A 19106-nucleotide genomic window follows, 5' to 3' on the forward strand; every position below is an offset into this window, starting at 1 on the left:
ATCGCGGGCACCGGCACGAAGCCGGTGATGACCTACGGGATGTCCAGAGCGAGGATAGGAAGGCTGAGATGTTGTTAGTTCCCAGCCACCAGCGTTCTTGGCGCGCCGCTGATCGCCACGGCGGTGCCGCCGCGGATCTCCTGCACGGTCAGGCCGCGCTCGTTGGTGCCGTCGGGATTGAAGCGGAATACGCCGTCGGCCCCGGCGAAGCCTGCGGGGTTCGTGAGCATCCGGTCGGTGAAGGCCTGCGCGCCCTGCATCCGGGCGAGCGCCGCCGCCAGGGTCACGGCATCGTAGGACAGGGTCGCCAGCCGGATCGGATCGACGTTGAAGCGCGCGCGGTAGCGCTCGGCGAAGGCCGTGAAGCCGCGCTTGTCGGGGGCCGCGAACCAGCCGCCCTGCAGAACGGGCAGAGCCGTCACGCGCGGCTCGTCCCACAGGCCCGTCCCGAGCGGCTTCACGCGCAGCGGGTCGAAGCCTGCCATCTGCAGCGCCTGGGCGATTGCGGGCAGCCCGTCGCCGTTGTCCGGAATGAACAGGGCATCGGCCTGCGGAGCGGGGCCGCCAATCACGCCGGCCAGGCGCCGCACGGCTTCTTGAGGCTGGCCAGACGGGTAGAATTCGAGCGCCGCGATGCGGATCGCCTGCCGGGCCGCCGCCTGCTGCAGCCGCGCTCCGGCCACCCGGCCGTATTGGTTCTCGGGGACCAGGGCCGCGATGGAGCGACGCCCCTGGCTGACCGCGAAGGACACGATACGGTCCACCTCCTCCTGCACGAGGAAGCTCAGGAGATAGACGCCCTGAGTGGCGACGCTCGCATCCGTCGAGAAGCCGATGACCGGCTTGCCGCGGGGGCGCGCCATCTGCCCGACGGCCTGGACGGAGCCGGCGAAGAGCGGCCCGACGATGAGCTCGGCGCCCTCGGCCAAAGCCTGCTGGGCGGCCGCCTGCGCACCCTCGGGCGTGCCGCCGTCGTCCTTCACCAAGAGGGTGAGGTCCGCGTCCTGGAATTCGCTCAGGGCCAGTTCGGCTGCGTTGCGCAGGCTCTGCGCCGCCACGGCGCCCTGCCCGGCCCCGGACATGGGCAGGATCAACGCGACCTTGACGGGGCCGCTGCCGATGGTGGTGCCCGGGATCGCCCGGACGGGCGGAGCACCCGGCATATGCCCATCGGGCGACGGGGTATCGGCCGCATAGAGCGGCTCGGACGGCGCGGTCGCGGCGGGCCGGCTCGGCTTTCGGGCCGGAGCGCGGCTGCCCGAGCTGACGCATCCGGACAGGACGAGCGCCGCGGATACAATGGCAATCCAGACCGCGCGGCCGGAACCACCGTCTGGTCGAACGATGAAGCGCGCCATCTCCACCCCCTTTGGAAACAGCCCTAGCGATGGAAAGAAGCGTGACAGCAAAAGGTAAACATTGTTTCCAATGCAGGACCGGGGTCTCTCCGACCCAGCTTCCGCACCGACGCCCCTCATGCGACAGTGACCGACGATGAGCCAGAGAATCGACAATCGAACCAAGCGGCGCGAGCCGAGCGACCGGATCGCCACCTTCACGGCCTTCGGGCTCGCCGCCGAGGCAAAGCCCCTCACCCCGGGCCTCTACGTGGTCGCGACCCCCATCGGCAACCTGCAGGACGTGTCCTTCCGGGCGCTGAACGTGCTCGCCGCCGCGGACGCGGTCCTGGCCGAGGATACGCGGGTGACGAAGACCCTCCTCGCCCATTACGGCATCACCACCCCGCTCGTGTCCTATCACGAGCATTCCAACGATGCCGTGCGCGAGCGCATGGTCCACCGGATCCGCGAAGGCCAGGCGCTGGCCCTCGTGTCGGACGCCGGCACGCCGCTGGTGTCGGATCCGGGCTACAAGCTCGTGCAGGCCGCCATCGAGGAAGGACTGCCGGTCACGCCGATTCCCGGCCCCTCCGCGGTGCTGACCGCGCTCGTCGCCTCGGGCCTGCCGACGGACCGCTTCTTCTTCGAAGGTTTCCTGCCCTCGAAGAGCGGGGCGCGCCGCACGAGACTTTCCGAGATCGGCGCGATCCCCGGGACGCTCATGCTCTTCGAGGGCCCGCACCGGCTGCCGGAAATGCTCGCCGATGCCGCGGAGGTTCTGGGCGAGCGCCAAGCCGTCGTGGCGCGCGAACTCACCAAGATGTTCGAGACGATCCGGCGCGGCACGCTGCCCGAACTCGCCGAGCAATTCGCTCAGGAAGGTCCGCCCAAGGGCGAGATCGTGGTGCTGATCGGCGAGGCGACGAAAGAGATGCACGCAGCCGAGGCCGATGCGGCGCTCGACGGCCGGCTCGAAGCGGCATTGAAGAATCATTCGATCAAGGATGCCGCGGCGCTCGTCGCGGCGGACCTCGAGCTGCCCAAGCGCGAGGTCTATGCCCGCGCGCTGGCGCTTGCGAAGAAGGACGCATGAAGAGCGCCCTGGAGCATCGACAGGCGACTTTTCTGCGCGGCCACCGCGCCGAATGGATCGCCCTGCTGGTCCTGGTGGCAAAGGGCTATCGCCCGCTTGCCCGCCGCTACGCGGCCGCGGGCGGCGAGATCGACCTGATCGTAATGCGCGGCGACACCATCGCGTTCGTCGAGGTGAAGGCGCGCGGTCTGATGGACGATGCGCTCTCGGCCATCACGGCCAGGAAGCGCCAGCGCTTCTCGCGGGCGGTGCGCGCGTGGCTCTCCCGCAATGCGTGGGCCGCCGGCAAGACCTGGCGCGCCGATGCGGTGTTCCTTGCGCCCAGGAGATGGCCGCGGCACATCGTGTCGGCGTTCGACCTGGAGATGCGCTAGCGCATCGTGTTGACGAGTGGATCCGGTTTTCGCTGACGCGGCCCTTCGGGTCCACGATGAACGATGCGCCGGCCAAGCGAGGGAGCATCGGATCCGACCCCAAAAGTGGACCCACTTTTGGGTCCGATGCTCTAGGCGGCCATCCGGTGCCGGTCCTCGACGGCCTCGCGGATATGCCGCGCCAGTTCCTGCACCACATGGTTGCCGCCGTCGCGCGGCAGGTAGAGATTGACCATGAAGGGCGGCAGGGCCGGCAGGCCCGAATCCGCTCCCAGCACGTCGAAGCCGCTCGGCACGGTCGAGGCCATCCAGGCCATCACGGCGATGTCCGCCGCCACCGTCGCCACCTGGGCCGAGGTGTTCGTCACCTCGGAGACCGAGCGCCATTCGATGCCAGCCTTCTGCAGCGCCTCGCGGATCGGGGCACGGAACGCGCAGTCGGAACAGCCGATGGAGACGGGCAGCGGACGCTGGCGCGCCGCATCGCCGCCCCGGGCTCCGACCCATACGAGCCGGTCCATGACGAGATTCTCGCCGTCGGGATCGCAGGCCATCTCGGTGGCCAGCACCACGTCGACCTTGCCGTCGTAGAGCTTCGCACGGAGCGACGCGCTGGAGCCGCTGTTGAGCGAGATCTGCACGCGCGGGTAGCGGCGCGCGAAATCCTTCAGGAAGGTCGGCAGGTAGGTGGTGATGATGTCGCTCGGGATGCCGAGCCTCACCTCGCCTTCGAATTCCGGCGTCGTCATCTCGGTCCAGATCTCATCGTTCAAGGCGAGCATCCGCTTCGCCCGCCCGAACAGCCGTTCGCCGGCCGTGGTCAGGGTGATGCCGCGCCGGTCGCGGACGATGAGGTCCTCGCCCAGCGTCTCTTCCAGCCGCTTGATCTGCTGGCTCACAGCAGCCTGGGTGAGGTTGAGAACCCCTGTGGCGGCCGTCATGCCGCCGGCATCCACCACGGCCACGAAGGCCCTCAAAAGGCTGACATCGAGATTGCGCGCCATGCTCGGCCTCAATAACGGATCGTTATCGTCAACATAATGAACATTCGTTTCCATTATGCAAGGGCTAGGCGCATTCTGGTCTCATCGAATTTGAGGAGACAGCCATGACAGCCCACCCGGTCACCTTCCTTCGGACCTCCCACCCGTCGTCCGCCAAGCCGTCGCGCATCCGCAGCCTCTTCGCTTCCCTGATGCACGAAATCGAAATCCGCCGCGCCCTGCGCGAGGTCAGCGCCCTCGACGACGCCGCGATGCACGATATCGGCCTCACCCCCGGCAACATCGAGGATGTCGTCCGGTGCGGCCGGCATTAATCTCCGGATTTCGGAGCGAACAGGGTCACGGCCGCGGGCCGGATCGAAAAATGGGCGGGCGTCCGGGTCACGATCTCGCCATCCGCATTGATCGGCCTCGGCTTGCGCGTGCGGATGTCGAACTCCTGAGCCCGGACCGCCCGAACCTCGTTCCAGGCGCCGTGCTGCCCGTAGCGGAATGACCGCGCCATGAGGGCGAGCTTCCAGGCGCGCTCCAGTTCGAGACTGTAGAGGTCGAGATGCTGGTCGTCGATGGCGGCATCCTTTTCCACCGCGTTCCCGCCCCCGTAGAAGCGCCCGTTGCCGACCGCGATCTGCAGCGTTCGCACGCGAACGGATTCGTTCTCGCTGGTGATGGTGGCCCGGAAGGGCTTCGCCTGGGCCAGAACCTTCAGGGCTACCAGCGCATAGCCGAGGCGACCCCAGCGGCGCTTGATGTCCCGCGTCAGCTTCTGCGCCAGTTCCGCCGACAAACCGAGACTCGCCACGTTGAAGAAGGGCTCGCCGTTGACGATGCCGAGATCGATCTTGCGCGTCAGGCCGTCCGCAATGACCTGGGCGGCCCCGTCGAGATCGAAGGGAATGCCCAATGTGCGGGCGAGATCGTTGGCGGTGCCCAGGGGAAGAATTCCCAGCGGCAACCGTGCCTCGATCACACCGAAGGCGGCTGCGTTCAAGGTGCCGTCCCCGCCGCCGACGACGGCGCAGTCCACCTCCTTCGCATATTTGACGATGAGCGGCGACAGGTCCTCCCGGCGGCTGCATTCCAGGTGGACGGGCTCGATGCCATGATCCTTCAGGCGCTCGATGGCGACCTCGCACTGGGCGGCGCCGCTGCGGCTCTTGGCATTGACGATCAGAAGGGCGCGGCGTGGCATGCTCGACTACATGGAAAAGCTTGAGGGGATCCGCAAGGGGCGCCTTCGAAGCGGGGCCGTTGAATAACCCGCCTCCGGGCTTTTCGTTCACGCCGCCGGCGATGAAGAGTTGCCATCCTGAACTTTAGGGCCAATAACCCTGCTTCCCAAGGAGACCTGACGCATGACCCTCACCGTTGCGTTCCAGATGGATCACATCCGCAGCATCAAAATCGCGGGCGATACGGGCTTCGCGCTGCTGCTCGAAGCCCAGCGGCGCGGACATCGGGTCCTGCACTACACTCCCGACCGCTTGTCCCTTCGCGACGGCAAGGTCATCGCCATGGCGGAGAGCATCGAGGCGCGCGACGTCGAAGGCGACCATTTCAGCCTCGGGACGCCCGAGCGGATCGATCTGTCGGGTGTCGACGCGGTACTCATGCGCCAGGATCCGCCCTTCGACCTGGCCTATATCACGGCTACGCATTTTCTCGAGCGCATCCATCCCAAGACCCTGGTGGTCAACGATCCGACCCATGTGCGCAACGCGCCGGAAAAGATCTTCGTCACGCATTTCCCCCACCTGATGCCCCCGACCCTGATCTCCCGCGACAGGCAGGAGATCGACGAGTTCCGGCGCGAGCACGGCGACGTGGTGATGAAGCCGCTCTACGGCCACGGCGGCGCGAGCGTGTTCAAGGTCGGCCGCGAGGACCCGAATTTCGGCTCGCTCTACGACCTGTTCGCCAACCTGTTCCGCGAGCCCTGGGTGATCCAGCGCTTCCTGCCGAAGATCACCGAGGGCGACAAGCGCATCATCCTTATCGACGGCGAGGCGGCGGGCGCGATCAACCGGGTGCCGGCCGCCAACGACATCCGCTCGAACATGGTGCGCGGCGGCGCGGCGAAGCCCACGGACCTGACGCCGCGCGAGCGCGAGATCTGCGAGACCATCGGGCCCGATCTCAAGCGAATGGGCCTGATCCTTGTGGGCATCGACGTGATCGACGGCAACCTCACCGAGATCAACGTGACGGCCCCCACGGGCATCCGGGCCATCAAGCGCCTCGGCGGGCCGGATCTCGCGGTCAAGGTGTGGGACGTGATCGAGAGCAAGCTGGGGCGCTAGGCTCCACGCTCACCCGCCTTGGCTGAGGCCGGCCCGGTGAAGCGCCGCGAGCAAACAATCGGGGTCACCGGCACAAAGCCCGTGTCGACATCGGGGATTGCCTTACGCGGCCAGTTCCGCGATCACCGCATTGAGCACCGGGAAGCCCTTCGGGGTCACGGCGAGGCGCGAGCCGTCATGGCGGACAAGCCCCTCCTCTTCGAGGATCCGCAGACGCCTCTGGTTGATCGTCCTGCCCGTGAAGGCCTCGAAGCGGCGCGGATCCACGCCCTCCTTCAGGCGCAACCCCATGAGCAGGAACTCGTCGCCTTCGGCCTCGGAGGTTAGCACCTCCTCGTCGACGACGCCGTGGCCCTCGCGCTCCACCAGTTCCAGCCAGGTCTCGGGATGCTTCTCGGTCGCGGTGGCGAGCCGCGCGTTCCCCGTCACGAGACGCCCATGGGCGCCCGGGCCGATGCCCGCATATTCGCCGTAGCGCCAGTAGAGCAGGTTGTGCCGTGATTCCGCCCCGGGCCTGGCATGGTTCGAGATCTCGTAAGCCGGCAGGCCATGCTTCGCACAGGTTTCCTGCGTGATGTCGTAGAGGGCGCGGCCCGTCTCCTCGTCCGGCACCGTGATCTTGCCCGCATCGTAGAGGCGCTGGAACCAGGTACCGGGCTCGATGGTGAGCTGATAGAGCGACAGGTGCTCGACCGCATGCGAGATCGCCTGCTCCAGTTCCTCACCCCATTCGTGAGGCGTCTGGCCCGGACGGGCGTAGATCAGGTCGAAGGAATAGCGCTCGAAGATGGAAGCCGCGATCTTGACCGCGCCGAGGGCCTCCTCGACCGAATGCATGCGCCCGAGGCGCTTCAGGTCGGGGTCGTTGAGGGCCTGGACGCCGAGCGAGACCCGGTTGATGCCAGCTGTCCGGTAGCCGCGGAACCGCTCCGCCTCGACGCTGGTGGGATTGGCCTCGAGCGTCACCTCGGCCTTCGGGTCGATCCCCCAGGCGCCGCCGATGGCGTCGAGGATCGCCCCCACGGTCTGAGGACGCATGAGCGAGGGCGTGCCGCCGCCGAAGAAGATGCTCGTGACCGTACGCCCTGGGATCCGCGCGGCCATATGGGCGATCTCGCGCCGGAAGGCGGCCAGAAACCGCTCCTGGTCCACCGGCTGGTGGCGGACGTGGCTGTTGAAGTCGCAATAGGGGCACTTGGAGGCGCAGAAGGGCCAATGGACATAGACGCCAAAGCCCACATCGCGCGTCGGATGATCGATCATGGGCCGTATATGGCAGGTCTCCCGCCCGACGTCACGGGTGGCGTTGTCGCGATTCGGACGTCGTCATCCCGGGCGGGCAACCGGGATCCGGGATCGGCCCTGCCGCACCGAAAGCCCGTTCCCTCAAACTCTTCTGAACCCGACCACTCACAAGGTTGTTCACTCCCAGATCGTCTTCCGTTCTGGCCTCCGCTGGCGCGGAGCCCTAAGATCGGACGGCAGAGAGTTAGGAACCCAGCATGCGGCATTGGCGCGGCCCGTTCGACCGACAGGGCTACCATCACGGCAACCTGAAGGAGGCGCTGATCGAGGCAGCGCAGCGCTTCATTGCCGAGCGGGGCATCGGAGGCTTCACCCTGGCGGACGCGGCCAAGCTGGTCGGGGTCACGCCGGCGGCGCTCTACCGTCATTTCCGCGGCCGGGACGCACTCGTGGCCGAGGTCGCCTTCCGCGGCTACGACGAGCTGGCGAAGCGCCTCGGGCGGGCCTTGCAGAGCGAGGGCACGGCCCTGGAGCGCTTCACCCGCATGGGCGAGGCCTATCTGGCCTTCGCCGAGCAGGAGCCGGGCTTCTACACCGCCATGTTCTCCGCCAAGCCGGCCGAGGGCGAGGCGTCCTGCGGGCCGTTCTGGGCCAAAAGCATCCAGAGCGGCGGCAAGCCGGTCGGCAACGCCTTCGATTTCCTGGTCCAGGCCCTGTCCCAGACCTTCCCGGAGGGCTTCCAGAGCGTCGATGTCCGGTTCATCGCCATCGAGGTCTGGGCTCTGTCCCACGGCATCGCGACCCTCGACGCCGCAGGCCAGCTGCCGAAGGGCCCCGGCCTGCCCGACAAATACGAGCTGCTGCGGGCCGGCGTGCTCGCGCTCGTTCATGGCGCCCTAAAGGGCCGGTCGGACGCGTCTGCGAAATAATCGGAACACCCTCCCTTGAAAGCGCCAAGATCGATCCGCATGTTAATGTTGTTAGCATTAACATAGGGACCTCCAATGTCTGACTCTGCCTCCGCCGCCTGGAACGCGGGCCCGCATGCGGGCCCCTGGAACAACGGCGCTCACCGCCGCTGCGGGCGCAAGCCCGGACGCGGTCTGGAGATCGTCGGCATCATTCTGGGCTTCATCTTCGTCTGGCCGCTCGCGCTGGCCTATCTGGTGTGGAAAATGTGTGGATATCCGAAATACGACGAGGCGCGAGCCTTCTTCCGCGACTCCTTCGGCCGAGCCAAGGATGACTTCTTCGCCTCACGCGGTCCTGCCGGCTTCGGCGGCTTCGCCAGCACGGGCAATGCGGCCTTCGACGATTATCGCCGCAGCGAGCTCGAGCGCCTCGAGCAGGAGCGCCGCAAGCTCGACGAGGAGGCCCGCGAGTTCAGGAACTTCGTCGAGGAGCTGAAGCGGGCCAAGGACCGCGAGGAGTTCGATGCCTACATGGCCAAGCGCCGGGGCAACGGCACCACGAACGTCTAACCCGACGATCCAAGTCTGCGGAGCGCCCTTCGGGGCGCTCCTTCTTTTCGAACACCGTTTACGTCATGGCCGGGCTTGTCCCGGCCATCCCGATTGGAAGAAGGCTGCGCTTCAAAGGATCGGGATCACCGGCACAAGCTCGGTGATGACATCGAGAGCGTCACACCCGGTGCAGGCAACCGGCCGCGAGCTTCACGAAGGCGCGGGCGCGGTGGGACAGGCCCTCCGGCTCCGGCTTCGACCAATCGATGCCGTGCTTCTCCTCCGAGGAGATCTCCCCGAATGTCTCAGTGAACCCGTCCGGCTGGAACATGGGATCGTAGCCGAAACCCTTGTCGCCGCGCGGCGGCCAGACCACCTGGCCGAAGACCCGCCCCTCGAACAGCTCCTCGTGCCCGTCCGGCCAGGCGATGACGAGGGCAGAGACGAAATGGGCCTTCCGGTCCGTCGCCTCGCGCTTCAGCAGCTCGCGCTCCACCCGCTCCATGGCGGCATCGAAGTCCTTCTTCGGCCCGGCCCAGTCGGCCGTGAACAGGCCAGGCGCGCCGTCGAGCGCATGAACGCACAGGCCCGAATCGTCGGAGAGCGCCGGCAGGCCCGTGGCGATCGCCGCCGCATGGGCCTTGATGGCGGCGTTCTCGGCGAACATGTGGCCGGTTTCATCCGGGACCGGCAGTCCGAGTTCGCCGGCCGACACGGCCTCGACGCCGAAGGGAGCGAGCAGCTCCCGCATCTCCCTGAGCTTGCCCGCATTATGGGTGGCGATAACGACCTTGCCGGTCAGGGAACGATGGATGCTCATGCCACGGTCTTCTTCTGCAGATCGACCAGCTGCGCCACGCCGGCCTTGGCAAGCCGCAGGAGGCTCAGGAACTCCTCCTCCGAGAAGGGCTTGCCCTCGGCGGTGCCCTGAACCTCGACGATGCCGCCCGAACCCGTGATCACGAAATTCGCGTCGGTCTCGGCGGCCGAGTCCTCCGCGTAGTCGAGGTCGAGCACGGGCTGGCCCTGATAGATCCCGCAGGAGATCGCCGCGACGGGCTCGCGCAGGGGGTTGATCGAGATGATCGAGCGGTTCTGCATCCAGGTGAAGCATTCGTGCAGCGCCACCCAGGCGCCGGTGATGGACGCGGTGCGGGTGCCGCCGTCGGCCTGGATCACGTCGCAATCGACCACGATCTGCTTCTCGCCGATGGCCGGCAGGTTGACCACGGCGCGCAGGCTACGGCCGATCAGGCGCTGGATCTCCTGGGTGCGCCCGGAAGGCTTGCCGGAATTGACCTCCCGGCGGGTGCGCTCGTGGGTGGCGCGGGGCAGCATGGAATATTCCGCCGTCACCCAGCCCCGGCCGGTGCCGCGCAGCCACGGCGGCCCCTTCTCCTCGAGAGAGGCCGTGCAGATCACCCTGGTGTTGCCGAAGGAGACCAGGCAGGAGCCTTCCGCATAGCGCGCCACGCCCCGCTCCAGGGTGACGGGACGCAGTTCGTCGGGGGCGCGTTTGGAAGGACGCATGGCGGGTTTCTCCTGAAAGCTCTTGCGATTCCCCGCCTGTTTGGAGCCGCAGGACGGTTTAGGCAAGCGCAAGGGTTGCTTAAAGGACGTCCGATCCGCACATAATACTGACTTGCTGGGTGGAATTGTGAGAGCGTAGAACCCTTCGGATGCATCCTACCGGTCCATTTTCCCATCTGTCGGAAACCCGCGCCATCGCGGAGCTGAACGACCGTTCCCGCGAAATCTTCCGCCAGATCGTCGAGAGCTACCTCGTGACCGGCGAGCCCGTGGGCTCGCGCCATCTCTCCCGCATTCTGCCGATGACGCTGTCGCCCGCGTCGATCCGCAACGTGATGGCGGATCTGGAGTCGGCGGGCCTGATCTTCGCACCGCACACCAGCGCCGGACGGCTGCCGACCGAGACGGGGCTGCGCTTCTTCGTCGACGCCATGATGGAAATCGGCGACGTCACCTCCGAGGAGCGCTCGCGGATCGAGGCCCAGATGCGGGCGGCCGCCTCGGGCCATACCCTGGAAACGGCCCTGGCCGAGGCTTCCGCGCTCCTGTCCGGCGTCTCGCGTGGCGCCGGGGTCGTGGTGACGTCCAAGTCCAACGCACGCCTCAAGCACATCGAATTCGTACGGCTCGACCCGACCCGCGCCCTGGTGGTGCTCGTCTCCGAGGACGGCTCGGTGGAAAACCGCCTCCTCGACCTGCCGGCCGGGCTGCCCGCAGGCGCCCTGGTCGAGGCCGGAAACTTTCTCAATGCCCGCATCCAGGGCAAGACGCTCGGCGACGTGAAGCGCGAGATCCAGACCCGCCGCGAGGAGATGGAGCGCGAGCTCGACGCTCTGACCGCAAGGCTCGTGGAGGCGGGGCTTGCCACCACGGCGGGGCCGGCGGATTCCCGCCAGCTGATCGTGCGCGGCCAAGCCAACCTCCTCGACGACCTGAAGGCCGCCGAGGATCTGGAGCGCATCCGCCTGCTCTTCTCCGACCTCGAAACCCAGACCGACGTGATCGACCTCCTGAGCCGGGCCGAAGGCGGCGAGGGTGTGCGCATCTTCATCGGCTCGGAGAACAAGCTCTTCTCGCTCTCCGGCTCGTCGATGATCGCCGCCCCCTTCCGGGACGGCGGCCAGAAGATCGTCGGGGTTCTGGGCGTCATCGGCCCCACCCGTCTCAACTACGCCCGCATCGTCCCGATGGTCGATTACACCGCCAAGGTGATATCCCGCATCCTGGAACAGGGCCGATAAGCGCGAGTGCCGCTCCGCCCCTGCCCCCGCAAGGGAACCATCCCCGTCTGACGCGTTAACCCTCCTGTCCGCACATGCGGCCAATGTTCCTACCCATGGAGGAGGTTTCCTTGAAGACAGCAGCGATCATCGCCAGCGCCGGCCTCATGGCCCTCGGCACCCTCGGCCTCGCCCAGGCCCAGACCAGCGGCACCCCCGGCTCGCCCTTCCCGAACGCCGCTCCGCACGAAGTCCAGATGATCAACGGCGTACCCTGCCGGACCATTCTCGACCGCGAGAGCAACACGCGCGTCCCGGTCCAGTGCGCCAGCCAGGCCGGCATGATCGGAATGGATCCGACGACCACGGGCAGCGTTCTCGTCGCCCCGCGGGCCGCCGGGGCCCCGGTCTCCGGCACGCCGGCCTCTGCCTTCCCGACGGCCGCCCCCCACGAGATCCGGGTTATCAACGGCGTGCCGTGCCGGACCGTCCTGGTCCAGGGCACCGACCAGCGCGTTCCCGTCGAGTGCGCCCGGTAACCGTCCCACCCGTCGACAGGCGCGGACGCCTTGTTCCGCGCCTCCCCCTTCCATGCTGAAAGCGAAGCGCGATCCGGACAGGGCACAACGGCTCCATTGCGCTCCGCCGCTCGCCCGATCCATCCGAAAAGACCCGACCTGAGTCTCCTGCCGAGCCCGTAGAGCCCCTTCCGGTCGCCCCGATGCCTCGGCCTTCGGTTCGAGGCGCGCGACACCGGTCTCCCTTGGCTTTGGGGGGCCACCCTGCTATTGCGGCCTGAACATTCTTATATCAGCAGAATTATGACCGCTCGCACCTTCGACAACATCCGCAACTTCTCCATCGTGGCCCATATCGACCACGGCAAGTCGACGCTCGCCGACCGCCTGATCCAGACCACGGGGGCGCTCTCCGCCCGTGAGATGACGGAGCAGGTGCTCGACAACATGGATATCGAGCGTGAGCGTGGCATCACGATCAAGGCGCAGACCGTGCGCCTCGACTACAAGGCGCAGGACGGCAGGACCTACATCCTGAACCTCATGGACACGCCCGGGCACGTGGACTTCGCCTACGAGGTCTCGCGGTCGCTGGCAGCCTGCGAGGGATCTCTGCTGGTGGTCGATGCCTCCCAGGGCGTGGAGGCCCAGACCCTCGCCAACGTCTATCAGGCCATCGATGCCAACCATGAGATCGTGCCGGTCCTCAACAAGATCGACCTGCCCGCCGCCGATCCTGACCGGATCAAGGAGCAGATCGAGGAGGTAATCGGCATCGACGCGTCCGACGCGGTGCCGATCTCGGCCAAGACCGGCCTCAACATCGAGGGCGTGCTGGAGGCCATCGTCCAGAAGCTGCCGCCGCCGAAGGGCGACCCTGATGCCCCGCTCAAGGCGCTTCTGGTCGATTCCTGGTACGACGCCTATCTCGGCGTGGTCGTGCTCGTGCGCATCGTCGACGGCACGATGAAGAAGGGCCAGACCATCAAGATGATGGGCACCGGCGCCTCCTACGCGCTCGACCGCGTCGGCGTGTTCTCGCCGAAGATGACCGAACTGGCCCAGCTCGGCCCCGGCGAGGTTGGATTCTTCACGGCCTCGATCAAGGAGGTGGCCGACACCCGTGTCGGCGACACCATCACCGACGATCGCAAGCCCACCGCCGAGGCGCTGCCCGGCTTCAAGCCCGTGCAGCCGGTGGTGTTCTGCGGCCTCTTCCCGGTCGATGCCGCCGAGTTCGAGAACCTGCGCTCCGCCATGGGCAAGCTGCGCCTCAACGACGCCAGCTTTTCCTACGAGATGGAAACCTCCGCGGCCCTCGGTTTCGGCTTCCGCTGCGGCTTCCTCGGCCTGCTGCATCTCGAGATCATCCAGGAGCGCCTGGAGCGCGAGTTCAACCTCGATCTCATCTCCACGGCTCCGTCCGTGGTCTATCATCTGAAGCTGCGCGACGGTTCGACCATCGAGCTGCACAACCCGGCCGACATGCCGGACGTGATGAAGATCGAAAGCATCGAGGAGCCGTGGATCCGCGCCACCATCCTCACGCCCGACGATTATCTCGGGTCGGTCCTCAAGCTCTGCCAGGAGCGGCGCGGCGTCCAGATCGACCTCAACTATGTCGGCAAGCGCGCCATGGTGGTCTACGACCTGCCGCTCAACGAGGTGGTGTTCGATTTCTACGACCGCCTGAAGTCGATCTCGAAGGGCTACGCCTCCTTCGACTACCACATCTCCGACTACCGCGAAGGCGACCTGGTGAAGATGTCGGTGCTCGTCAACGGCGAGCCTGTCGATGCGCTCTCCATGCTGGTCCATCGCGACCGGGCCGAGGGTCGCGGCCGCGCCATGTGCGAGAAGCTCAAGGAGCTCATCCCGCCGCACATGTTCCAGATTCCCGTGCAGGCCGCCATCGGCGGCAAGATCATCGCCCGCGAGACCATCCGGGCCCTGCGCAAGGACGTGACGGCCAAGTGCTACGGCGGCGACGCCTCCCGCAAGCGCAAGCTGCTCGACAAGCAGAAGGAAGGCAAGAAGCGGATGCGTCAGTTCGGCAAGGTCGACATCCCACAGGAGGCCTTCATCGCCGCGCTGAAGATGGACACCTGATCGAGAAACCTCGAAGCGTCTTCCGCTCACATCAAGGCCCGGCTTTTACCCAGGCCGGGCCTTTCATTTTGTTGCTGCACTGCAGCAGCAAAGGCTGGAACCTGCCCCCCGCCTCAGAGTTCAACTCAGCGCGGGGCTTTGGTCTCTCCAATATGATCGCTGGCTGAAGAACGGGGTCTTCCGACGCCGGGCTTCGGCACGTCCATAGGGGCACAGGGCCGAATCGTTCCGCATGCCGCACATCCGAGCCACAGGATCTCGTTCAAAGGAGAACCCATGTCTTCGTCCCTGCGGGCCACGCTGCCGACGCTTTTCGCCCTTCTTCTCGGCTACGCTCTCATGCAGGTCGGCAATACCCTCCAGGGCACGCTGCTCAGCGTGCGTGGGAGTATCGAGCAGTTCACGCCGACGGAGATCGGCGCCGTGGGCGCCGCCTTCTGGGGCGGGATCGTGATAGGCTCGCTTTACGCCGGGCGCGTGATCCAGCAGGTGGGCCATACCCGCACCTTCGCGGCGCTGGCGGCGGTTGCCGCGTCGACCGCGCTGTTCCACCTCCTGGTGATCAGCCCGGCCGTCTGGATCGCCGCGCGGGCTCTGACCGGCTTCTGCTTCGCCGGCCTCTTCATCGTGGTCGAAAGCTGGCTCAACGCTTCCGTGACCGCCCAAACCCGTGGACAGGTTCTCAGCGTCTACGGCATGACCGGACTGATCGCTGGCATTGGTGGGCAGATGCTTCTGCCGGCGGGCGATCCATACGGCTACCGCCTGTTCTGCTTCGTCGCCATTCTCATCTGCCTCGCTCTGGTCCCGACCGCCCTGTCGCGCGCCACCGCGCCCGCTCATGCGGTCAGCGACACGAAGATCAACCTGATGCAGCTCTACCGCCAATCACCCTTCGGCGTGGTGGCGGCCGTTCTCTGCGGCGTCACCACGAGCTCGTTCTTCGCGCTCGGACCCATCTGGGCGCAGGAGCGCGGACTGGACACCACAGAAATCGCGATCTTCATGGCCTGCGGCACGCTCGGCGGGTTCGCCACCACCTATCCGCTGGGCTGGCTTTCGGACCGCATGGACCGGCGCCACGTGATCATCGGGGCCTCGGCGATGGCGGCCGCGATCCTGCTCGCGCTCATTCATTTCGTGCCGCTCACGGTGCCGGTGTGGCTGATCTTCCTCTATGTGGCCGTCTTCGGCGGCAGCGTGATCCCGACCTACAGCATCGTCACCGCCCACGTGAACGATATGGTGAAGCCCGGCGAGTTCGTCGCGGCGGCGGGCGGGCTTCTGATCCTGCAGGGCGTGGGTGCCACGGTCGGCCCGATCATCGCCGGCATGGCGATGACGGAGTTCGGACGGTTGGGCCTTCTCTACGTCGTGATCATCGCCCAGGCGCTCATGGCGATCTGGGGCGCCTATCGCAGCCTGCAGCGCGCCGCGCCTCCATCGGAGAAAAAGGAGACCTTCGTTCCCGAACCCTCCATCCCGGTCGGCACGCAGCTGGAAGCCTCCTGAACGCCTCCAGCCGGTCGGGCGCTATACCAGCAGCGATTGACCGCCGTCGATCCAGACCGGCGTGCCGGTGATGTGCCGTGCACGGTCGGAGGCGAGGAAGAGCACGAGGTCGGCCACCTCGTCGCTCGTGCCCGGATCCTGGCCGGTCAGCGGGATAGAGCCGGCCGGATATTCGGCAGGAACCTCGGCCTCTTCCGTATGCCGCTTCGTAGTGTTGTCTGAGATCTCCGTGTCGATCTTGCCGGGACAGACCACATTCACGCGGATCCTGTGCTTGGCGAGTTCGACGGCTAGCATCTGCGCCATCGCCACCTGGGCCGCCTTGCTGGCCGAATAAGCGGTCGCGCCCGCGCTGGTGAAGGTCCGCGATCCGTTGATCGACGCCGTGATGACGATGGCGCCCCCGCCCTTCTTCAAATGCGGGACCGCATGATGGAGCGTGAGATAGGTGCCGCGCAGATTGGTATTGATCGTGCGGTCCCATTCCTCGGGCTGCAGCTCGTCGATGGGAGCCCAGACGCCATTGATGCCCGCATTCGCGAACACGATATCGAGGCGGCCGAAGGCCTGGAGCAGATCGGCCAGGGCCTTGCGCATCTGACCGTCATCCGCGACGTCGGCCACCAGCGCGACGGCTCTGCCGCCGGCCTGCTCGATCTCCTCGGCGACCTTGCGGATTTCGTCGTCGGTGTGGCTCAGCACGCCGATCATAGCGCCCTCGCGCGCGAAGCGCAGGGCGGCCGCCTTGCCGATGCCGGATCCTGCGCCCGTCACGAGCGCGACCTTGCCTTGAAGCTCCATGATACTGCCTTTCCTCCAAGCGGACCTGTCCCTGAACCGGAGGAAGCGGCGCCTTGTTCCCTCCGCCTACGCCAGGCCGACGCGGCGCCCGGAGGCATCGACCACCGGCTCGCCGTCTTCCTTGACGAATTCGCCCTGCGGTGGCGGCAGGATGTCGAGCACCGTCTCGGACGGGCGGCAGAGCCTCACCCCCATGGGCGTGACGACGATCGGGCGTTCGATCAGGATCGGATGCGCCATCATGGCGTCGAGCAGATCATCGTCGCTCAGAGAAGGATCTCCGAGGCCGAGCTCCTCGTAGGGCGTGCCCTTCCGGCGGATCACGTCGCGGACGCTCACACCCATGCGCTCGATCAGCTGACGAAGGAGCAGACGCGTCGGGGGCGTCTTCACATACTCGACGATGTGCGGCTCGATCCCGGCGTTTCGGATCAGCCCCAGGGTGTTGCGGGAGGTCCCGCATTGGGGATTGTGGTAGATGATCACGTCCATGACGTTTCCTGACGATGGAGGGCGGGGCTTGCGCAGGCCATTCTGTCTCAAGGCTGGAGGATGGCGCATCCCTGGCGCGTCAGATCAGCCCTGACATGCGGGTCCGCTCTGCACCTTCAACCGCGCCAGCAGATGCTGTGCGAGTGCATTGTAGGCCGAGCGGGTCTCGATGCCCGACAGGGAGAGCTCGAGCACCCACTTGCCCGCCAGCGGAACGATCAGGGTCTCGACCGTCAGGGCATGGGAGGCGGTCGGCAGATTCGGATCGATCCAGGTGGCGGACCACCGCGTCGCGCCGGCATCGGACGACAACGAAACCGACTGCGCCGGGCGTCCGAGAAGCTCCTCATAATCCTGCTGCAGGGCGGCGGCATCGCGACTGGCAAGATCGGGCTGCGGCATGTCGCGCAGGTCTTGGGCGGACCGAAGTCCCACGGAAAGCTCCTCGTCGGAGGACACAGCCTTAATCACGGTTTCGGTCCTGCGCCATTCATCCGGCAGAGAGAGGAAGAAGCAGAGATCCGACGCTGCCCGGCCGGAGACCGTCGTCTGGCGAGCAGCCGGATCGAACCGCACCTGGACGGGTTCGCTCATGGAGGCCTGATCGAGCGGATCATTGGCGGCCTGGGCCACGGAAGCCATGGCCCATCCTGCCAGAATGACAGCCCCGCGGGCCCATGCTCTCCAATCGTCTACGCTGCGCACCATGGCCTCCAGCCGTAGCGGACCCTCACAACCATAGCAACGCATCCGAAGCGCAACGGTTGCCTGTCCACAGCGACGCTTCCGCGCGGGATACCGGGCGGATCTCTTCCCGGTCCGGGCCGGCAGACCTCGGAGGAGACGGCGTGCTGGCAGCAAATTCAAGAGAAAGGCGGGCTCAGGGCCCGCCCTCCTCGTCCGTGATCAGCCGCGGGCGCGGGCGCGGATCATGAAGGTGTCGTAGGCGTATTCCGCCACCTGGAACCAGAGATATTCTTCGCCGCGGAACGCCTTGTAGCTGTCGTAGATCTTCTTGAAGTCGGCATTCTTGGCCGAGATCTCGTCATAGACCTCGTTGGCCGCCTTGTAGGCCGCGTCCATGATCTCCTGCGAGAACGGGCGCAGCTGTGCGCCGTTGCCGACCAGGCTGCGCAGGGCGGCCGGGTTGCGGGCGTCGTACTTGGCTTGCGTGTCGACGTTCACGTAGCCTGCGGCGGCCTGGACGGCCGCCTGGTAGGACTTGGGCAGCTCGTTCCACTTCTGCAAATTGACGTAGAAGTGGATGGCGGGGCCGCCTTCCCAGAAGCCCGGGTAGTAGTAGTACGGCGCGACCTTGTTGAGACCGAGCTTCTCGTCGTCGTAGGGCGCCACCCATTCGGCGGCATCGATGGTGCCGCGCTCCAGCGACGGATAGAGATCGCCGCCGGCGATCTGCTGGGGCACCACGCCGAGCTTGCCCATGATCTGGCCGGCCAAGCCGGCGATGCGCATCTTGAGACCCTGGAGATCCTGGACGGTCTTGATCTCCTTGCGGAACCAGCCGCCCATCTGCACGCCGGTATTGCCCCCGGGCAGAGCGTAGACGTTGTGCTTGGCATAGAACTCGTTGAGCAGGGTATTGCCGTTGCCCTGATAGAGCCAGGCGTTCATCTGGCGGGAGTTGAGGCCGAAGGGCAGCGAGGTGCCGATGGCGAAGGTCGGGTCCTTGCCCACGTAATAGTACGAGCAGGTATGGCCCATCTCGACCGTTCCACCGCCGATGGCGTCGAGCGCCTGAGGCGCGCCGACGATCTCGCCGGGTGCGAAGGTCTGAATCTGGAACTTGCCGTCGGTCGCTTCCGCGACGAGCTTAGCGAAGGTCTCGCCGCCACCATACAGCGTATCGAGGGATTTCGGGAAGGCCGAGGTCAGGCGCCAGCGAACCTCCGGGTTCGATTGGGCGATGGCCGGCTTGGCAACGGCTCCTGCGGCGGTGCCGAGGGTGGCAGCCTGGAGGAATGCACGACGTTTCATGGGCGTCCCTTTCATTCGTTTCCGCTTCAAGGCGCACATGAGACCGAAAGTTTCAACGCGACGCACTCAAACGAATAGTTGAGACGCCCCTATAGCGAGCCGGGCGGAAG

20 protein-coding genes are annotated in these 19106 nt (G+C 66.5%); 10 read left to right on the forward strand and 10 right to left on the reverse strand.

The genetic code is table 11. The features are described from left to right. Positions 1-74: 74 nt before the first annotated feature. A complete protein-coding gene (locus KBI52_RS18485) occupies positions 75-1358 on the reverse strand; it encodes a penicillin-binding protein activator (RefSeq protein WP_210810021.1) in 1284 nt (427 codons plus the stop codon). Between the two features lie 136 nt (positions 1359-1494). Here KBI52_RS18485 and rsmI point away from each other — a divergent pair, with 136 nt between their 5' ends. Then, positions 1495-2433 (forward strand): 16S rRNA (cytidine(1402)-2'-O)-methyltransferase, encoded by a 939-nt coding sequence (gene rsmI / locus KBI52_RS18490; protein ID WP_173947696.1) that lies wholly within the window; start codon positions 1495-1497, stop codon positions 2431-2433. Continuing rightward, positions 2430-2807, forward strand: a complete 378-nt coding sequence (locus KBI52_RS18495) for a YraN family protein (RefSeq protein ID WP_210810030.1) — start codon at positions 2430-2432, stop codon at positions 2805-2807. Before rsmI ends, KBI52_RS18495 begins: the two co-directional genes overlap by 4 nt. Positions 2808-2938: 131 nt before the next feature. Here KBI52_RS18495 and KBI52_RS18500 read toward each other — a convergent pair whose 3' ends face one another. After that, positions 2939-3811, reverse strand: coding sequence for a LysR substrate-binding domain-containing protein (locus tag KBI52_RS18500; RefSeq protein WP_210810043.1), 873 nt, complete (start codon positions 3809-3811; stop codon positions 2939-2941). Between the two features lie 104 nt (positions 3812-3915). Here KBI52_RS18500 and KBI52_RS33050 point away from each other — a divergent pair, with 104 nt between their 5' ends. Further along, positions 3916-4125: a DUF1127 domain-containing protein gene (locus tag KBI52_RS33050; RefSeq protein WP_247654490.1), complete on the forward strand. Its 210-nt coding sequence runs from the start codon at positions 3916-3918 to the stop codon at positions 4123-4125. Here the strand turns inward: KBI52_RS33050 and KBI52_RS18510 are convergent. Further along, positions 4122-5003 (reverse strand): lipid kinase, encoded by an 882-nt coding sequence (locus KBI52_RS18510; RefSeq protein ID WP_210810053.1) that lies wholly within the window; start codon positions 5001-5003, stop codon positions 4122-4124. The genes KBI52_RS33050 and KBI52_RS18510 overlap by 4 nt on opposite strands. A gap of 163 nt (positions 5004-5166) precedes the next feature. Between KBI52_RS18510 and gshB the strand changes: the two genes are divergently transcribed. Next, positions 5167-6111, forward strand: coding sequence for a glutathione synthase (gene gshB, locus KBI52_RS18515; protein ID WP_173947691.1), 945 nt, complete (start codon positions 5167-5169; stop codon positions 6109-6111). 102 nt (positions 6112-6213) lie between these two features. On the opposite strand, the gene hemW is transcribed toward gshB, so the two are convergent. Further along, complete coding sequence (hemW, locus tag KBI52_RS18520) at positions 6214-7374, reverse strand: radical SAM family heme chaperone HemW (RefSeq protein ID WP_173947690.1); 1161 nt, start codon at positions 7372-7374, stop codon at positions 6214-6216. Between the two features lie 239 nt (positions 7375-7613). Here hemW and KBI52_RS18525 point away from each other — a divergent pair, with 239 nt between their 5' ends. Together KBI52_RS18525 and KBI52_RS18530 are read left to right on the forward strand one after the other, a co-directional pair. After that, a complete protein-coding gene (locus KBI52_RS18525; protein WP_173947689.1) occupies positions 7614-8285 on the forward strand; it encodes a TetR/AcrR family transcriptional regulator in 672 nt (223 codons plus the stop codon). A gap of 75 nt (positions 8286-8360) precedes the next feature. Then, positions 8361-8837: a DUF2852 domain-containing protein gene (locus tag KBI52_RS18530; RefSeq protein ID WP_173947688.1), complete on the forward strand. Its 477-nt coding sequence runs from the start codon at positions 8361-8363 to the stop codon at positions 8835-8837. 160 nt (positions 8838-8997) lie between these two features. Here the strand turns inward: KBI52_RS18530 and KBI52_RS18535 are convergent, their stop codons facing one another. Together KBI52_RS18535 and rph are read right to left on the reverse strand one after the other, a co-directional pair. After that, a complete protein-coding gene (locus KBI52_RS18535) occupies positions 8998-9639 on the reverse strand; it encodes a non-canonical purine NTP pyrophosphatase (protein WP_173947687.1) in 642 nt (213 codons plus the stop codon). Next, a complete protein-coding gene (rph, locus tag KBI52_RS18540; RefSeq protein WP_173947686.1) occupies positions 9636-10349 on the reverse strand; it encodes a ribonuclease PH in 714 nt (237 codons plus the stop codon). The genes KBI52_RS18535 and rph overlap by 4 nt, the downstream gene beginning before the upstream one ends. A 149-nt stretch (positions 10350-10498) precedes the next feature. Here rph and hrcA point away from each other — a divergent pair, with 149 nt between their 5' ends. The 4 genes from hrcA to KBI52_RS18560 all read left to right on the forward strand — a co-directional run bounded on the left by hrcA (position 10499) and on the right by KBI52_RS18560 (position 15708). Beyond that, the gene (hrcA, locus tag KBI52_RS18545; protein WP_173947685.1) at positions 10499-11590 is read left to right on the forward strand and encodes a heat-inducible transcriptional repressor HrcA; all 1092 of its coding nucleotides are present in this window, start codon (positions 10499-10501) and stop codon (positions 11588-11590) included. Between the two features lie 110 nt (positions 11591-11700). After that, on the forward strand, positions 11701-12108 hold the full coding sequence (locus KBI52_RS18550) for a hypothetical protein (RefSeq protein ID WP_173947684.1): 408 nt from the start codon (positions 11701-11703) through the stop codon (positions 12106-12108). 282 nt (positions 12109-12390) lie between these two features. After that, entirely contained in the window at positions 12391-14196 is a 1806-nt protein-coding gene (gene lepA, locus KBI52_RS18555; protein WP_173947683.1) for a translation elongation factor 4, read from the forward strand. Between the two features lie 276 nt (positions 14197-14472). Further along, entirely contained in the window at positions 14473-15708 is a 1236-nt protein-coding gene (locus KBI52_RS18560) for an MFS transporter (RefSeq protein ID WP_173947682.1), read from the forward strand. Positions 15709-15729: 21 nt separating this feature from the next. Here KBI52_RS18560 and KBI52_RS18565 read toward each other — a convergent pair whose 3' ends face one another. The 4 genes from KBI52_RS18565 to KBI52_RS18580 all read right to left on the reverse strand — a co-directional run bounded on the left by KBI52_RS18565 (position 15730) and on the right by KBI52_RS18580 (position 18996). Beyond that, positions 15730-16509 carry an SDR family NAD(P)-dependent oxidoreductase gene (locus KBI52_RS18565; RefSeq protein ID WP_173947681.1) on the reverse strand — a complete coding sequence of 260 codons (780 nt, stop codon included), beginning with the start codon at positions 16507-16509 and terminating at the stop codon, positions 15730-15732. Between the two features lie 66 nt (positions 16510-16575). After that, positions 16576-17001 (reverse strand): arsenate reductase (glutaredoxin), encoded by a 426-nt coding sequence (gene arsC / locus KBI52_RS18570; protein WP_173947680.1) that lies wholly within the window; start codon positions 16999-17001, stop codon positions 16576-16578. 84 nt (positions 17002-17085) lie between these two features. Next, positions 17086-17643, reverse strand: coding sequence for a hypothetical protein (locus tag KBI52_RS18575; protein ID WP_210810064.1), 558 nt, complete (start codon positions 17641-17643; stop codon positions 17086-17088). A 264-nt stretch (positions 17644-17907) separates the two neighbouring features. Further along, positions 17908-18996 carry a TRAP transporter substrate-binding protein gene (locus KBI52_RS18580; protein WP_173947678.1) on the reverse strand — a complete coding sequence of 363 codons (1089 nt, stop codon included), beginning with the start codon at positions 18994-18996 and terminating at the stop codon, positions 17908-17910. Between the last annotated feature and the right edge of the window lie 110 nt (positions 18997-19106).

Source organism: Microvirga sp. HBU67558 (assembly GCF_018069605.1).
GTDB classification, from domain to species: domain Bacteria; phylum Pseudomonadota; class Alphaproteobacteria; order Rhizobiales; family Beijerinckiaceae; genus Microvirga; species Microvirga terrae.

Coding starts and splice junctions, on each gene's coding strand:
- KBI52_RS18530 (WP_173947688.1), top strand. CDS start 8,361: ATGTCTGACTCTGCCTCCGCCGCCTGGAACGCGGGCCCGCATGCGGGC.
- KBI52_RS18525 (WP_173947689.1), top strand. CDS start 7,614: ATGCGGCATTGGCGCGGCCCGTTCGACCGACAGGGCTACCATCACGGC.
- KBI52_RS18500 (WP_210810043.1), bottom strand. CDS start 3,811: ATGGCGCGCAATCTCGATGTCAGCCTTTTGAGGGCCTTCGTGGCCGTG.
- rph (WP_173947686.1), bottom strand. CDS start 10,349: ATGCGTCCTTCCAAACGCGCCCCCGACGAACTGCGTCCCGTCACCCTG.
- KBI52_RS18575 (WP_210810064.1), bottom strand. CDS start 17,643: ATGGCTTCCGTGGCCCAGGCCGCCAATGATCCGCTCGATCAGGCCTCC.
- hrcA (WP_173947685.1), top strand. CDS start 10,499: ATGCATCCTACCGGTCCATTTTCCCATCTGTCGGAAACCCGCGCCATC.
- arsC (WP_173947680.1), bottom strand. CDS start 17,001: ATGGACGTGATCATCTACCACAATCCCCAATGCGGGACCTCCCGCAAC.
- KBI52_RS18510 (WP_210810053.1), bottom strand. CDS start 5,003: ATGCCACGCCGCGCCCTTCTGATCGTCAATGCCAAGAGCCGCAGCGGC.
- rsmI (WP_173947696.1), top strand. CDS start 1,495: ATGAGCCAGAGAATCGACAATCGAACCAAGCGGCGCGAGCCGAGCGAC.
- gshB (WP_173947691.1), top strand. CDS start 5,167: ATGACCCTCACCGTTGCGTTCCAGATGGATCACATCCGCAGCATCAAA.
- KBI52_RS18535 (WP_173947687.1), bottom strand. CDS start 9,639: ATGAGCATCCATCGTTCCCTGACCGGCAAGGTCGTTATCGCCACCCAT.
- KBI52_RS33050 (WP_247654490.1), top strand. CDS start 3,916: ATGACAGCCCACCCGGTCACCTTCCTTCGGACCTCCCACCCGTCGTCC.
- KBI52_RS18565 (WP_173947681.1), bottom strand. CDS start 16,509: ATGGAGCTTCAAGGCAAGGTCGCGCTCGTGACGGGCGCAGGATCCGGC.
- KBI52_RS18580 (WP_173947678.1), bottom strand. CDS start 18,996: ATGAAACGTCGTGCATTCCTCCAGGCTGCCACCCTCGGCACCGCCGCA.
- KBI52_RS18495 (WP_210810030.1), top strand. CDS start 2,430: ATGAAGAGCGCCCTGGAGCATCGACAGGCGACTTTTCTGCGCGGCCAC.
- KBI52_RS18560 (WP_173947682.1), top strand. CDS start 14,473: ATGTCTTCGTCCCTGCGGGCCACGCTGCCGACGCTTTTCGCCCTTCTT.
- KBI52_RS18485 (WP_210810021.1), bottom strand. CDS start 1,358: ATGGCGCGCTTCATCGTTCGACCAGACGGTGGTTCCGGCCGCGCGGTC.
- hemW (WP_173947690.1), bottom strand. CDS start 7,374: ATGATCGATCATCCGACGCGCGATGTGGGCTTTGGCGTCTATGTCCAT.
- lepA (WP_173947683.1), top strand. CDS start 12,391: ATGACCGCTCGCACCTTCGACAACATCCGCAACTTCTCCATCGTGGCC.